A 16,665-nucleotide genomic window follows, 5' to 3' on the forward strand; every position below is an offset into this window, starting at 1 on the left:
CCCTCCGCCAACGCCGCCAGACCGGCCAACAGCGCATCCCGGTCGGCACCGACCACAGCCGCGCGGTGATCCAGCCCGGCCCGGGTCGTCGCCAGGGAGTAGGCCACGTCGAGTTGGGACAGTTCGGGATGGTCCGTGAGGTGCGCGGCCAGGCGGCGGGCTTGTGCCCGCAGGGCCGCCGCCGACCTGGCGGACAGCAGCCACGGCAGCGCGGCCGCCGCACCACCAGCGGACGGAGTGGCGGTCGGCCGCTGCCCATCGTCGACGGATGCCTCGGCAGGCGCCTGCTCCAAGATGACGTGCGCGTTCGTGCCGCTGATGCCGAAGGAGGAGATGGCCGCGCGGCGTTCGTGGTCCGTCTCGGGCCAGGGGGTTTCGTCGGTCAGGAGCCGCATGTGACCGGCGGCCCAGTCGATGTGGGACGAGGGGGTGTCCACGTGCAGGGTCTTGGGCAGCACACCGTGCCGCATCGCCAGGACCATCTTGATCACACCGGCGACGCCGGCGGCGGCCTGGGTGTGGCCGAGGTTGGACTTGATCGAACCCAGCAGCAGGGGCCGGTCGGCGTCCCGCTCCTGCCCGTACGTCGCGAGCAGTGCCTGGGCCTCGATGGGGTCGCCGAGGCGGGTGCCGGTGCCGTGGGCCTCGACGGCGTCCACGTCGCCGGCGGTCAGTCGGGCGTTCGCCAGGGCGTGGCGGATCACCCGTTGCTGGGAGGGGCCGTTGGGGGCGGTGAGGCCGTTGGAGGCGCCGTCCTGGTTGACCGCGGAGCCGCGGACGACGGCCAGTACGGGGTGACCGTGGCGGTGGGCGTCGGAGAGCCGTTCGACCAGCAGGATGCCGACGCCCTCGCCCCACCCGGTGCCGTCCGCGGCGTCGGCGAACGCCTTGACCCGGCCGTCGGGGGCCAGGCCGCCCTGTGCGCCGAAGGCCACGAAGTTGGCCGGGGTCGACATCACCGTCACGCCGCCGGCGAGCGCCATCGTGCATTCCCCGGCGCGCAGTGCCTGGATCGCCATGTGCAGGGCGACCAGCGACGAGGAGCACGCGGTGTCCACGGAGACCGCGGGGCCCTCCAGTCCGAGGGTGTAGGAGATGCGGCCGGAGACGACACTGGCGGCGACGGAGGTGCCGCCGAAGAGGTCGATGTCGTCGGCGGCGTTGCTGAGGAGGTGGACGTAGTCCTGACCGTTGATGCCCGCGAAGACGCCGGTGCGGCTGCCGGTCAGCGACAGCGGGTCGATGCCGGCGCGTTCGATCGCCTCCCAGGAGGCTTCCAGCAGCAGGCGCTGCTGCGGGTCCATCGCCACCGCCTCGCGCGGCGAGATGCCGAACAGGTCGGCGTCGAACTCGGCGGCGTCGTGGAGGAATCCGCCGATCCCGTTGGCGTCCGCGCCGGGGGCCGCGGAGGCGGCGAGCCGGTCGAGGTTCCAGCCGCGGTCGGTGGGGTAGCCGGACAACGCGTCCTCGCCGGAGGACAGCAGGTGCCACAGTTGCTCGGGGGAGGCGGCGCCGCCGGGGAAGCGGCAGGACATGCCGATGATGGCGATCGGCTCGGTGTCCTTGGCCTCGAAGGTCCGCAGCCGCTGATGGGCTTCCTGGAGGTCGGCGGTGGCCCGCTTCAGGTAGTAGCGGAGCTTGTCTTCGTTGGACATCTCGTTAGACATCAGCGGACCCTCGTTCCCCGTTTTTCCCATGCCCGGTGAGCGGCGAGCGCACAGCGGGCCAAGAGTGTTCAGTGAGCAGAGAAGTGTGCTCAACAAGCCGCGAACAGCGGCTAGTTGGCGATAGCGTCACGAAATCCCGAATTCCTTGCCGAGGAATTCGAACATTTCCTCATCGGTGGCCGAGTCGACGTCCCGGAGCGGCTCGGCGGTGTCGTCCGTGGGCCTGGCGTTCCGCCAGGTGTCGACCAGCTTCTGCATCCGCAGCAGGATGCGGCCGACGACCGCATCGGACTCCGGTAGTTCGGCGAGGACGGATTCCAGGCGGGTGAAATCGTCGAGCAGTGTGTCGGTGTTCTTGGTCAGGCCCCCGTGCTCGTGGAGGAGGTGCGCGGCCAGTGCGGCGGCCGTCGGGTGGTCGAACACGAGTGTGACGGGGAGCGCGCTGCCCGTCGCGCGGGCGAGGCGGTTGCGGAACTCCACCGCGGTGAGGGAGTCGAACCCGAGGTCCTGGAAGGTGCGGTGGGGCGCGACGGCGTCGGCCGAGGGGTGGCCGAGGACGGTCGCGGCGTGGGCACGCACCAGATCGAGCACCGTCCGTTCGCGTTCCCCGGCGGGCACGGCGGCCAGGCGGGCGGCGAGCGTGCCCTGGTCGGCGAGCGCGCCCTTCGAGGAGCCACCCACGCCACCCACGGTCGACTGGTCTGCCTGGATTGTCTGGCGGGCCTCGGGGACGCCCTGCAGTGCGGCGTGCGGGCGGACCGCGACGACGCCGGGGACATAGCGTTCCCAGTCGATGTCGGCGATCACATGGCTGCCGTTCGTGCCGGCGAGCCGGCCCAGCGCCCGCAGCGCCAACTCCGGTGCCATGGCCTCGATGCCGCCCCGGGACAGTCGCCGCTCCACCGCGTCGGCGGTCGCCAGTCCGGCCTCGCCCCAGGCACCCCAGGCAACGGAGGTCCCTGGCCGGCCCTGCCGGTTCCGCTGTTCGGCGAGGGCGTCCAAGTAGGCGTTGGCAGCGGCGTAGTTGGCCTGTCCGGGGTTGCCGAACGTGCCGGCCAGGGACGAGAACAGCACGAAGGCCGAGACGGGGTGGTCGCCGGTGAGTTCGTGCAGGTGCCTGGCCGCGTCCACCTTCGGGCCGAACACGGTGCGGAAGCGCTCGGGTGTGAGGCCGTCCAGCACCCCGTCGTCCAGTACGGCGGCGGTGTGGAAGACCGCGTTGAGCTTCTCCTGGGCCAGCACCGCGGTCAGCGCGTCCCGGTCCGCGGCGTCACAGGCGGCGATCCGCACCTCGGCGCCCGCCTCAGTCAGTTCGTCCCGCAGCTCGGCGGCGCCCGGTGCCTGGTCGCCCCGGCGGCTGAGCAGCACGATGCGCTGCGCGCCGCGGCCGGCCACCCACCGGGCCACCTGGGCGCCCAACGCGCCCGTGCCGCCCGTGATCAGGACGGTGCCGCCGGCCGCCGACCACTCGTCGGCGCCGGCCGTCGTACGGGCGGAACGCATCAGTCGCCGGCCGTAGGTCCCGGACGCCCGGACGGCCACCTGGTCCTCGGCGCGCTGGGCGAGGGTCCCGGCGAGCCGGCGTCCGGTGCGCTCGTCCACCTGCCCGGGCACGTCCACCATGCCGCCCCAGCGGTCGGGGTACTCGCGCGCCGCGGTGCGCCCCAGGCCCCAGACCAGCGCGGCGTCCGGGTCAACGTCTCGGTCGGTGGGGCCGGTTGAGACGGCGCCGCGCGTCAACGCCCACACTGGGGCCGTGATGTCGACGTCGGTCAGTGCCTGGAGCGCGGTGGCACAGCGGAACACGTCGAGCGCGACCAGAACGCCCGCGACGGCGTCGTCAGGCCGACCGTCCTCCTGGGGACGGGCGTGGTCGCGGAGGAGGGCGGCGAACGCCTCCCGGTCCGTGTCCGACGGCACGGTGATCCGGAGGAGGCGTGCGCCGTGGCGTTCGACGGCGGCCGCGACATCGGCCCACGGCTCCGACCCCTGCTCGTCGTCGGCTGCCCGGCCCCGGTGCGCCGGCTCGCCGCCGTCGGTCAGCAGGAGCCAACTACCCGAGAGCGTCCGCGCCTCGGCGTCGGAGTCCGCGAGCGGCGACCAACTCACCTGGTACTGCCAGCCGTTCACCGTCGACTCGACGCCGTGCGCCTGACGCCAGGTCGACAGCGCGGCCACGGCCGAGCCGAGGCCGGCCTCCTCCACGATGCCCAGTGCCTCGCCCAGCGTCCCCCAGTCCTCCTCCGCGACCGCCTCCCAGAACCGCGACTCCACCCCGTCGCCGGCCGAGGCGGGCGCGGAGTCGGGAGCCGCGAACTCCAGCCAGTGGCGGCCCCGTTGGAAGGCGTAGGTGGGGAGGGCGACGCGCTGGGGGTGGTGCGGGGCGAGGACCGCTTCCCAGTCGACCGGGAGGCCGTGGACGTGTGCCTGACCGAGGGCGGACAGGAGTTGCGCCGTATCGCCGTGGTCGCGGCGGAGGGTGCCGAGGGCGGCGCCTCCGGACGCGCCCTCGTCCTCAAGGATCTGCTCCACGCCGATCGTCAGGACGGGGTGGGCGGAGGCTTCGACGAAGACGGTGTGGCCGGCGGCGACCGCGGCCCGTACCGCGTCCTCGAAACGGACGGTCTGGCGGAGATTGCGGTACCAGTAGTCGGCGTCGAGGTCGGCAGTGTCCACAGACTCACCCGTCAACGTCGAGAAGAAGCCGACGGAGGTCGCCTCCGGCACAATCGGGGCGAGGTCGGTCAGGATGCGGTCCCGGATCGCCTCGACGTGCGGGGAGTGCGAGGCGTAGTCCACCGGGATGCGACGGACGCGGACGCCTTCCGCCTCCCAGGCAGCCTGCACCGCATCCAAGGCGGCAGCGTCCCCTGAAACGACCGTCACCGCCGGCCCGTTGACCGCCGCGACACCCAGCCCCTCGTAGCCGGCCAGGACCGATTCCACCTCGGCGACGGGAAGGGGGACGGACAGCATGCCGCCGGCAACGGAGAGGGTAGTGATCGCCTGCGAGCGAAGGGCGACGACCCGGGCACCGTCTTCGACGGACAGCGCACCGGCGACGACCGCGGCCGCGATCTCACCCTGACTGTGACCGATCACGGCAGCCGGTTCGACACCCGCCGCCTGCCAGGTCGCCGCCAGACACACCATCACCGCCCACAGCAACGGCTGAACGACATCAACCCGCTCCAACACGGCCGGGTCGACCGAACGCGCCACCTCCGTCAACGACCAGTCCACGAACGGCGCCAACGCCCGCTCACACTCAGCCCATCGGGACGCGAACGCCTCCGACGAGTCCAACAGCCCGGCCGCCATGCCGACCCACTGCGAACCCTGGCCCGGGAACACCAACACCGCGCCGGAGCCGACGGCCGAGCCGGTGCCGGTCACCGCGCCGAGGTCCGGGGCGCCCGCCGCCACCGAGCCCACGCCGGCCAGTAGTGCATCCCGATCGGCGCCGACGACCACCGCCCGGTGGTCGAACGACGCCCGCGACGTCGCCAGTGAGAAGGCAACGTCCGCCGGGGCCAACTCCCGGTGCTCCGCGACGAAGCCGTGCAGCCGTTCGGCCTGGGCCCGCAGGCCGGCCTCGGACTTGCCCGACAGCACCCACGCCACCGGACCCGCGTCCGAACGTCCGGGCTCATGCTCCGCAACGTCCGGCTCCGGAGCCTGCTCCAGAATCACATGCGCATTGGTCCCGCTCATGCCGAACGACGACACGCCCGCGCGGCGCACCCGGCCGGACTCCGGCCACGGCTGGTTCTCCGTGGCCAGCTCCACAGCGCCGGCGGACCAATCCACGTGCGGGGACGGGGGGTTGATGTGCAGGGTCTTGGGCAACAGGCCGTGCCGCATGGCCTGCACCATCTTGATCACGCCGGCCACGCCCGCGGCCGCCTGGGTGTGACCGATGTTGGACTTCACCGAACCCAGCAGCAGCGGTTGGTCGGCGTCCCGTTCCTGGCCGTAGGCGGCGATCAGTGCCTGGGCCTCGATGGGATCGCCCAGTGAGGTGCCGGTGCCGTGCGCCTCCACCGCGTCGATCTGGCGGCTGGAGAGGCGGGCGCTGGTGAGTGCCTGGGCGATGACGCGTTGTTGGGAGGGGCCGTTGGGCGCGGTGAGGCCGTTGGAGGCGCCGTCCTGGTTGACCGCGGAGCCGGGGATCAAGGCGAGGACCGGGTGGCCGTTGCGGCGGGCGTCGGCGAGGCGTTCCAGGACCAGGATGCCGACGCCCTCGGCGAGTCCGAAGCCGTCCGCGCCGGCGCCGAACGCCCGGCACCTGCCGTCGACGGAGAGGCCGCGTTGGCGGCTGAACGCGGTGAGGATGCCGGGTGTCGCCATCACGGTGACACCGCCGGCCAGGGCCAGGGTGCATTCCCGCTGGCGCAGTGCCTGGCGTGCCCAGTGGACCGCGACCAGGGACGACGAGCAGGCGGTGTCGAGCGTTGCGGTCGGTCCCTCCAGGCCGAAGGTGTAGGCGAGGCGGCCGGAGAGGACGCTGGTGGCGTTGCCGGTGAGGACGTGGCCCTCGGAGTTCTCGGTGGTCGCCCGTCGGCCGGAGCCGTAGCCGGAGGGGGCGGCGCCGATGAAGACGCCGGTCTGGCTGCCGCGCAGTGTCGTCGGGTCGATGCCGGCCCGTTCGATGGCTTCCCAGGAGGTTTCCAGCAGCAGCCGCTGCTGCGGGTCCATCGCCAGTGCTTCGCGCGGTGAGACGCGGAAGAAGTCGGCGTCGAACTCGGCCGCGTCGTAGAGGAATCCGCCGCCGCGGGAGTAACTGGTGCCGGGCCGGTCCGGGTCGGGGTCGAGGAGGGTGTCCAGGTTCCAACCGCGGTCGGCCGGGAGCGCGCCGATGGCCTCGTCGCCGGCCAGGACCAGTTCCCACAGGTCCTCCGGGGAGCGGACGCCGCCGGGGTAGCGGCAGCCGATGCCGACGATCGCGATGGGTTCGGCGTCCCGCTCCTCGTAGTCGCGGAGTCGCCGGTTGGCGTCGCGCAGGTCGGCGGTGGCCCGCTTCAGGTAGTCGCGGAGCTTGTCGTCGTTCGCCATCACAGCACTCCCTCGTCGTGGCGGTGGCCTACGTCCCCCGTGTGCATCAGGAGCGCCCCAGTTCGTTGTCGAGAGCCTCGAAGAGTTCGTCGTCGCTCGCCGAGTCGAGATCGTCGGCCCCGGCATCCGGGCCCGCCTGCGCCTCGTTCCACTGGTGCACCAGGGCGCGCAGCCGGGCGGTGATGCTCTCCCGTGCGGCCTCGTCGGCGGCGAGGGAGGGATCGTCGGGGCGGACGGCGGACAGCGCGGCCTCCAGGCGGCCCAGGTCGTCGAGCAGGGTCACCCGGGGCGCCGGTGCCGCCGGGCCGGTGCCCAACGCCGCGTGCAGGTGGGCGGCGAGGGCGGCCGGGGTGGGGTAGTCGAAGACCACCGTGGCGGGCAGGCGGAGCCCGGTCGCCGTGGAGAGCCGGTTGCGCAGTTCGACCGAGGTCAGCGAGTCGAAGCCGAGTTCGCTGAGCGCGCGGTCCGGTTCGACGGCGTCGGCCGAGGCGTGGCCCAGTACGGTCGCCACGTGGCCGCGGACGAGGTCCACCAGGAACCGGTCGCGGTCCGCCTCCGGCAGGCCGGCCAGGCGCTGGGCGAAGGACGGGCCCGCCGCGGTCTCGGCGGACTCGGCGGTGCGCCGGTGGTCGGTGCGCACCAGGCCGCGCAGCAGGGCGGGTACCGGCTTGCGCTTGGCCCGCAGGCCCGCCAGGTCGAGCTTGATCGGGACGAGCGCCGCGGTGTCGGTGCGGAGGGCGGCGTCGAGCAGGGCCATCCCCTCGTCGGTGGTGAGCGGGCGGACTCCGCCACGCGCCATGCGGGTCCGGTCGGTGTCGGCGAGGTGGCCGGTCATGCCGCTGGCCTCGGCCCACAGTCCCCAGGCGAGCGAGGTGCCGGGCAGGCCCCGGGCCCGGCGGTGTTGGGCCAGGGCGTCCAGGAAGGCGTTGCCGGCCGCGTAACTGGCCTGGCCCGCATTGCCGAACACCCCGGCGCCGCCGGAGAAGAGGACGAACGCGGCGAGGTCGAGGCCCTGGGTGAGCTCGTGCAGGTTCAGTGCCGCGTCGGTCTTGGGCCGCAGCACGGCCGCCAGTCGTTCCGGGGTGAGCGCCTCGATGACGCCGTCGTCCAGCACGCCGGCCGCGTGCACCACGCCGGTCAGCGCGTGCGCGGCCGGGATGCCGCCCAGGGCGGCGGCGAGGGCGTCCCGGTCGGCCGCGTCGCAGGCCAGGATCTCCACATCCGCGCCCAGATCCGTCAACTCGGCCTGCAGCGCGGCTGCTTGGGGCGCCTGCGACCCTCGGCGACTGGTGAGCAGGAGGTGCCGCACGCCGTGCTCGCGTACCAGGTGCCTGGCCACCAGGCCGCCCAACGTGCCGGTGCCACCGGTGATGAGCACCGTGCCCTCGGGGGCCAGCGGCACGGGCATCCGCAGCGCCAGCTTGCCCACGTGCTGTGCCTGGCTCATGACCCGGAACGCCTCCGGGGCGTGTCGGGCGTCCCACGTCGCGGTGGGGAGCGGGGTAAACACACCGCGAGCGAAGAGGTCCATCACCTCGGTGAGCATCCGGCCGAGGCGCTCCGTGCCGGCCTCGACCAGGTCGAAGGCCCGGTAGGTGACGCCGGAGTGGTCCCCGGCGACCTTCTCCGGGTCCCGGACGTCGTTCTTGCCCATCTCGATGAAGCGCCCGCCGCGCGGCAGCAGCCGCAGCGACGCGTCCACGAACTCGCCGGTGAGTGCGTCCAGCACCACATCCACCCCGGCGCCCTGGGTGACTCGCAGGAACTCCTGCTCGAACTCCAGGGTCCGGGACGAGGCCAACTCCACCTCCGGCACGCCAAGTTGGCGGACCGCCTTCCACTTGGTCGGGCTGGCGGTGGCCAGGACGCGTGCGCCCAGGTGGTGTGCCACCTGCACGGCCGCCATGCCCACGCCGCCGGCCGCGGCGTGGATCAGCACCGACTCTCCGGCGCGCAGTCCGGCCAGCTCGGTCAGCGCGTACCAGGCGGTCAGGAAGGCCACCGGGACGGTGGCGGCCCGCTCGTAGGACCAGCCCTCCGGGATCGCGGCGACCAACGGGCGGTGTGCCACGGCCACCGGGCCGAGCTGACCGGAGAACATGCCCAACACCCGGTCGCCCGGGGCGAGATCGCGCACCTCGGACCCGACCTCCAGGACCACGCCGGCGCCCTCGGCCCCCATCGCGACCGCGTCGGGGTACATACCGAGCCCGATGAGCACATCACGGAAGTTGAGGCCGACGGCCCGCACCCCGATCCGCACCTCGCCGGGTCCGAGCGGGCGCCGGGCCTCCGGGTGGTCCAGGGCCGCCAGGTTCTCCAGAGTGCCGGCCTCGGTCACGTCCAGCCGCCAGTCGTCGCCGTCGGGCAGCGCCAGCCCGCCGACGCCAGCGGCCCGCGCCAGTCGCGGCACAAGCAACTCCCCTGCCCGCACGACGAGTTGGGGCTCGCCCACGGAGAGGAATCGCGGCAGCAGGTCGAGCGGGGCCGGTTTGGTGGCGGGCGGAGCGCCGTGGTCGGGCTCCTCGACGTCGACCAGCACGATGCGGTCGGGGTGCTCCGACTGCGCCGAGCGCACCAGTCCCCAGACCGCCGAGACCACCACGCCGTCGACCCGGTCGCCGGGCAACGCACCGACCGCGCCCCGGGTGACGATCACCAGCCGCGCGCCGGCGAACCGCTCGTCGGCCAGCCATTCCTGGACCAGCGCCAGGGCGCTGGTGACCGTGGTCTGCACGGCTTCGGGGGCGGGGGTCGGCGAGGGCACAGACACCTGCGCTGCCGTGAACGACGCGCCGTTCGGGACGAGTTCGACGAGTACCGCGTCGATGTCGGCCCGGTCCGAGCCTCCTGCCCCTTCCCCGTCCAACGCGGTGCGCAGGGCAGCCAGATCCGCGTAACGGCGGATGCCGGTCGCCCCGGACTCGTCCGCGTCGATCGCGTCACCGGCGCCGAGCACCGCCCAGCTGCGGGTCGGTGTGGCGTCGACCGCCGGCCGTGGCGCGGGGGCGACCCATTCGACGGCGTAGAGGGAGTTGGCGCCCTGGGCCGCGGCGTCGAACCGCACCGTCGAGGCCGGGCGGGAGACCAACGACTCCACGGACGCCACGGGGGCACCGGTGCCGTCCGCGACGGTCAGCGCCAGCCCTTCCCGGCCGACCCGCGACAGGCACACGCGCAGCGCCCGGGCGCCAACGGCGGTCAGTGTGGCGCCACTCCAGGCGAAGGGCAGCCGGCCCACCTCGGAACCGTCGTCGCCGGCGCGTTCCAGGCCGACCGCGATCATCGACTGCAGGGCCGCGTCGAGCAGCGCCGGATGCAGACCGAACGCGTCCACGGACTGGTCCGCCGGCAGCCGGACCTCGGCGAACACATCGCCGTCGCGCCGCCACACGCCCTGCAACCCCTGGAAGACCGGGCCGTAGTGGAAACCCTGGCCGGCGAAGCGCTGGTAGACGTCGGTGAGGTCGACCGGGGCGGCGCCGGCCGGCGGCCATACCTCCAGTCCGGTCGGCGCCGGCGGGGCGGTGGTCGGGACGAGGACGCCCGCGGCGTGCCGCGTCCACGGCGCGTCACCGTCCGCGTCGGGCCGGGAGTGCACGAACAGCGCGCGGCGCCCCGACTCGTCCTCGGACTCCACGCTGACCTGGAGTTGCACCCCGCCGGTTCCGGGGAGGGTCAGCGGCGTTTCGAGGGTGAGCTCCTCCACCGCGTCGCAACCCAGTTGGTGTCCGGCGTGGAGGGCCAGCTCCAGGTAGGCGGTACCGGGCAGCAGAACGGTGCCGCGCACGGCGTGATCGGCGAGCCACGGGTGCGTAGAGAGCGCCAACCGGCCCGTCAGCACCACCTGTTCGGAATCCGCCAACGTCACCGCCGCACCCAACAACGGGTGCCCGGCCGCACCCAACCCCAGCCCCTGCACATCGCCAGACACCCGAACCACGGCCTTCGGCCAATAACGCTGACGCTGGAAAGCATAGGTGGGAAGCTCCACCCGCCGGGGGCGATGCGAAGCGAAGACCACGTCCCAGGCAACAGGCAGACCGTGGAGATGCGCCTGACCAAGCGAGGTGAGGAGTTGGGCCGCATCGCCGTGGTCACGTCGCAGGGTGCCGAAGGCGGCACCGGTGACGTCGGCCGCATCAAGGGACTGCTCCACGCCAACGGTCAGCACCGGGTGCGCGGACGCTTCGATGAAGACGGTGTGCCCGGCGGCTACCGCGGCCCGGATCGCATCCTCGAAACGGACGGTCTGGCGGAGATTGCGGTACCAGTAACCGGCGTCGAGGTCCGTGGTGTCGATCGCCTCACCGGTCAACGTCGAGAAGAAGCCGACGGAGGTCGCCTCCGGCACAATCGGCGCGAGGTCAGCGAGAATGCGGTCGCGGAGCGCCTCGACGTGCGGGGAGTGCGAGGCGTAGTCCACCGGGACGCGACGAACGCGGACACCCTCCGCCTCCCAGGCAGCCTGCACCGCATCCAAGGCAGCAGCATCACCCGAAACGACCGTCACCGCCGGCCCGTTGACCGCCGCAACACCCAGCCCCTCGTAACCGGCCAGGACCGACTCCACCTCGGCCGCGGGGAGGGGAACGGACAGCATGCCACCCGCACCCGAGAGGGCGGTGATCGCCTGCGAGCGGAGGGCCACAACACGGGCACCGTCCTCCACCGACAACGCACCGGCAACGACCGCGGCCGCGATCTCGCCCTGACTGTGACCGATCACCGCCGCCGGCTCCACACCGGCAGCCCGCCAGACCTCCGCCAAACACACCATCACCGCCCACAACAACGGCTGAACGACATCAACCCGCTCCAGGACAGCCGGGTCCGTCGAACGCGCCACCTCCGTCAACGACCAGTCCACGAACGGCGCCAACGCCCCCTCACACTCAGCCCAACGCGACGCGAACGCCTCCGAGGAGTCCAACAGCCCGGCCGCCATACCGACCCACTGCGAACCCTGCCCCGGGAACACCAACACCGCACCCGAACCAGCATCCAAGCCCGTCCCCGTCACCACACCCGCAGCAGGCTCACCGGACGCCACCGACCCCACACCCTCCAGCAACACCTCCCGATCCGCACCCACCACCACCGCCCGATGCTCCAACACCGCACGCGACGACACCAACGACACCGCAACATCAACCGGCGCCAACTCCGGACGCTCCGCAACGAATTCCCGTAGGCGTTCGGCCTGGGCCCGCAGGCCGGCCTCGGACTTGCCCGACAACACCCACGCCACCGGACCCGCGTCCGAACGTCCGGGCTCGACCTCCGCAACGTCCGGCTCCGGAGCCTGCTCCAGAATCACATGCGCATTGGTCCCGCTCATACCGAACGACGACACGCCGGCGCGACGCGCCCGGTCCGACTCCGGCCACGGGCGGGCCTCGGTCAGCAGTTCCACCGCGCCCGCGGTCCAGTCGACGTGCGAGGACGGGGCGTCGACGTGCAGGGTCTTCGGCAGCACGCCGTGGCGCATGGCCTCGACCATCTTGATCACACCGGCCACACCCGCGGCCGCCTGGCTGTGACCGATATTGGACTTCACCGAACCCAGCAGCAGCGGACGGTCCACGTCCCGATCCTGGCCGTACGTCGCGAGCAGCGCCTGAGCCTCGATGGGATCGCCCAACCTGGTACCCGTGCCGTGCGCCTCGACCACGTCCACGTCGGCCGCCGACAGACGCGCGTTCGCCAACGCCTGCCGAATCACCCGCTGTTGGGACGGACCGTTCGGCGCGGTCAGACCGTTCGACGCGCCGTCCTGGTTGACCGCGGTGCCGCGGATCACGGCGAGCACGTCGTGGCCGTGTCGTCGGGCCTCGGAGAGGCGTTCCAGGACGATCACCCCGACGCCCTCGGCCAGTCCCATGCCGTCGGCGTCGTCGGAGAACGCCTTGCATCGGCCGTCCGTCGCGAGGCCGCGCTGCCGGGAGAACGCGATGAACGCGCCCGGGGTCGCCATCAGCGCGACGCCGCCGGCCAGGGCCAGCGAACAGTCACCGTTGCGCAGTGCCTGAACCGCCAGGTGGAGGGCGACCAGTGACGAGGAGCAGGCGGTGTCGACCGAGACGGCGGGGCCCTCGGCGCCGAAGGTGTAGGAGACGCGGCCGGAGATGACGCTGGAGGCGTTGCCGGTCAGGACGTGGCCCTCGGAGCTGTTGCCGGAGCGGAGGACTGCCGTGCCGTAGTCGTGGTTGTTGGTGCCGGTGAAGACGCCGGTCTGGCTGCCGCGCAGCGAACTCGGGTCGATGCCGGCGCGTTCCAGGGCCTCCCAGGAGGTCTCCAGCAGCAGCCGTTGTTGCGGGTCCATGGCCAGGGCCTCGCGGGGCGAGATCCCGAAGAAGCCTGCGTCGAAGTCAGCGACGCGGTCGAGGAACGCGCCCTCGCGGACGTAGGACTTGCCGGCGGCGTCCGCGTCCGCGTCGAAGAGGGACTCCAGGTCCCAGCCGCGGTCGGTGGGGAACGGCCGCACCGCGTCGGTGCCGGTGGTCAGCACCTGCCAGAGGTCGGCCGGTGAGGCCACGCCCCCGGGGTAGCGGCAGCCCATGCCCACGATGGCGATGGGTTCGTCGTCGGCGATGACGGTGGTGACCGCCGGGCCGGTGGTCGTCGCGGTCGTCGTGGTGCCCCGTGCGTCGTCGGCGGTGCCGAAGGTCTCGGCGAGCAGGTAGTCGGCCAGGGCCTCGGGCGTGGGGTAGTCGAAGACGACGGTCGCGGGCAGGGCCAGTCCGCTGGCCGTGTTGAGGCGGTTGCGCAGGTCAACGGCGGCGAGCGAGTCGAAGCCCAGTTCCCGGAATGCCTTGCCTGCCGGGAGGGCGTCGGCGGAGTCGTGGCCGAGGACGGTGGCCGCGTGCGTGCGGACGAGTTCCCGTACTGCCTGGCGGCGTTCGCCCGCGGGTCGGCCGGACAGGCGCCTGCGCAGCGGCGTCTCGGTGTCCGGTCCCGCCTGGTTGCCCTTGGTGGTCTCGGCGTCGAGGAGGGCGCGCGCCTCGGGGACGGACTCGATGAGCGGGGAGACCCGCACGGAGGTGAAGGTGGGGACGAATCTGTCCCAGGCGATGTCGGCGAGAGCGATGAACGGCTCGTCGTGGTCGAGTTCGCGTTGGAGACCGGAGATCGCCAGGTCCGGGTCGAGGAACGGCAGACCGCGCTTGCGGACCAGGCTGGGGTCCACGCCCTCGGGGATGCTGCCGCCGCCCCATTCGTTGGTCGCGTGCCAGATGCCCCAGGCGATGGAACTGGCGGGCAGGCCGCGCGCGCGGCGGTGCTCGGCGAGCGCGTCGAGGTAGGCGTTGGCGGCGGCGTAGGCGACGTGGTCGCCGCTTCCCCAGACACCGGCGATGGAGGAGAACAGCACGAACGCGTCGAGCGGCTCGGTCTCGCCCGCACTGTCCTCGCCCGTTTCGCCGTCGTCCCCTCCGCCGCCGTCCAGGAGTTCCGCCAGGTGTTGCACGCCGAGGACCTTGGCGGCCATCACGTCGTCGAACTCGCTCAGCGTGCTGTCGGCGATCGAGCCGACCTCGATCAGTGCCGCGGCGTGGAGTACGGCGCGGACCGGTTCGCCGTTGGCCTTCAAGTCGCCCAGCATGGCGGCGACTTCAGCGTGGTCCGAGACGTCGCAGGCTACGGCGGTGAGCCGGGTGCCGGTCGCGGCGAGTTCCTCGGTCAGCTCGGGGATGCCCGGTGCCGCCTGGCCCCGGCGTCCGGGAAGGACGATGTGCTCCGCACCGTTGCGGGCCAACCACCGTACGACGCTGGGCCCGATGTCCCCGGTCCCGCCGGTGACGAGGACGGTGCCGCGCGGCCGCCACGCCCGCTTCGGCGCCGCGGTGCCCAGGGGTGCACGGACCAGTCGCCGCACGAAGACGCCCGACGGACGCACGGCCAGTTGGTCTTCGTTGTCGATGCCGGACAGCGCCGCCACCAGCCGCTGTTGGGCACGCTCGTCGAGCTGTTCGGGCACGTCGATCAGGCCGCCCCAGCGCGGGGAGTGCTCCAACGCCACCACCCGTCCCAGTCCCCAGACCTGGGACTGCACGGGCCGCGCGAGGGCCTCGACGCCGGACACCGCGACCGCGCCGCGCGTCAGGCACCACAGCGGCGCCTCGATTCCGGCCGCACCGAGCGCCTGGACCAGGGTGAACGTGAGCGCCAGTCCCGCCGGCATGGCGCGGTACCGCGGGTGGGAACCCTCCGCGGCGGCGAGCAACGACACCACGCCGTTCGGCCGACGGCCGTCCAGCGCATCGGTCAACCGCTTTGCCAGTACGTCGCGTTCGGCGTCCGCATCGGTCAGCTCGACGGTGATGACCTCGGCGCCGTGCTTCGCCAACGCGGCCAGGCAGTCGGCCATCGGGGCGTCCGCGTGGCCGAGCACCAACCACGTCCCGGCGAGCCGCGCCGCCGTCGTGTCGACCAGTTTCCAATCGATCCGGTAGCGCCACTGGTCCACCTCGGACGCCTCGCGGTGCTGCCGGTGCCATGCCGAGAGGGCGGGCAGCAGCGCGCCCAGTTCCTCGCCGCTCCCTTCACCACCGTCGAGCGCCAGCGTCTCGGCCAGCCCCTCCAGGTCCTCCCGCTCGACCGCTTCCCAGAAGCGCGCCTCGACGGAGTCCACGGCCCTGAAGTGCCCGTTGGTACCCGCCGCTTCGGCCGGATCGGCCACGGCTGTGGGCAGCCAGTAGCGCTGGCGTTGGAAGGCGTAGGTGGGCAGGTCGACGCGCCGGGGATGGTACGGGGCGAGGACCTTGTCCCAGGCGACGGGCAGGCCGTGGAGGTGCGCCTGGCCGAGCGAGGTGAGGAGTTGCGCCGCATCGCCGTGGTCGCGGCGGAGCGTACCGAAGGCGGCTCCGGTGGCGTCTGCCGCGTCGAGGGTCTGCTCCACGCCGACGGTCAGGACGGGGTGGGCGGAGGCTTCGATGAAGACGGTGTGGCCGGCGGTGACCGCGGCCCGGACGGCGTCCTCGAAGCGGACGGTCTGGCGGAGATTGCGATACCAGTAGTCGGCGTCGAGGTCGGCAGTGTCCAAAGACTCACCCGTCAACGTCGAGAAGAAACCGACGGAGGTCGCCTCCGGCACAATCGGGGCGAGGTCGGTCAGGATGCGGTCCCGGATGACCTCGACATGCGGGGAGTGCGAGGCATAGTCCACCGGGATGCGACGGACGCGGACGCCCTCCGCCTCCCAGGCCGCCTGGATGGCGTCCAGGGCTGCGGCATCACCCGAAACGACGGTCACCGCCGGGCCGTTGACCGCCGCCACGCCCAAGCCCTCGTAGCCGGCCAGGACGGGCTCGACCTCGGCGACGGGGAGGGGAACGGACAGCATGCCGCCAGCACCCGAGAGGGCGGTGATGGCCTGCGAGCGAAGAGCGACGACCCGGGCACCGTCCTCCACCGACAACGCACCGGCGACGACCGCGGCCGCGATCTCACCCTGACTGTGACCGATCACCGCCGCCGGCTCCACACCGGCAGCCTGCCATGTCGCCGCCAGACACACCATCACCGCCCACAACAACGGCTGAACGACATCAACCCGCTCCAGGACAGCCGGGTCCGTCGAACGCGCCACCTCCGTCAACGACCAGTCCACAAACGGCGCCAACGCCCGCTCACACTCAGCCCATCGGGACGCGAACGCCTCCGACGAGTCCAACAGCCCGGCCGCCATGCCGACCCACTGCGAACCCTGGCCCGGGAACACCAACACCGCGCCGGAGCCGGCACCCGCGCCAGCACCCGTGACCACACCAGTGGCGGGCTCCCCCACCGCCAGCGAGCCAAGGCGACCCAGCAGCTCGTCCCGGTCGGCGCCGACCACCACCGCCCGATGCTCCAACACCATCCGCGACGACGCCAACGAGAACGCCACATCAACCAGGGACAGTTCAGGACGATCACCAAGGAACGCCCCCAACCGCTCCGC

The 16,665-nt window shown here is 72.6% G+C and carries 3 protein-coding genes; all 3 read right to left on the minus strand.

The features are described from left to right. A partial coding sequence (locus tag ACIQU6_RS41890; RefSeq protein ID WP_403487501.1) for a type I polyketide synthase occupies positions 1–1,655 on the minus strand: 1,655 nt, incomplete at its 3' end. A 138-nt stretch (positions 1,656–1,793) separates the two neighbouring features. Further along, positions 1,794–6,725, minus strand: a complete 4,932-nt coding sequence (locus ACIQU6_RS41895) for a type I polyketide synthase (RefSeq protein ID WP_403487497.1) — start codon at positions 6,723–6,725, stop codon at positions 1,794–1,796. Positions 6,726–6,768: 43 nt separating this feature from the next. Then, positions 6,769–16,656: an SDR family NAD(P)-dependent oxidoreductase gene (locus ACIQU6_RS41900; RefSeq protein WP_403487499.1), complete on the minus strand. Its 9,888-nt coding sequence runs from the start codon at positions 16,654–16,656 to the stop codon at positions 6,769–6,771. Positions 16,657–16,665: the final 9 nt, after the last annotated feature.

Origin of the sequence: Streptomyces sp. NPDC090442 (genome assembly GCF_044769405.1) — a bacterium.
Taxonomy (GTDB): Bacteria; Actinomycetota; Actinomycetes; order Streptomycetales; family Streptomycetaceae; genus Streptomyces.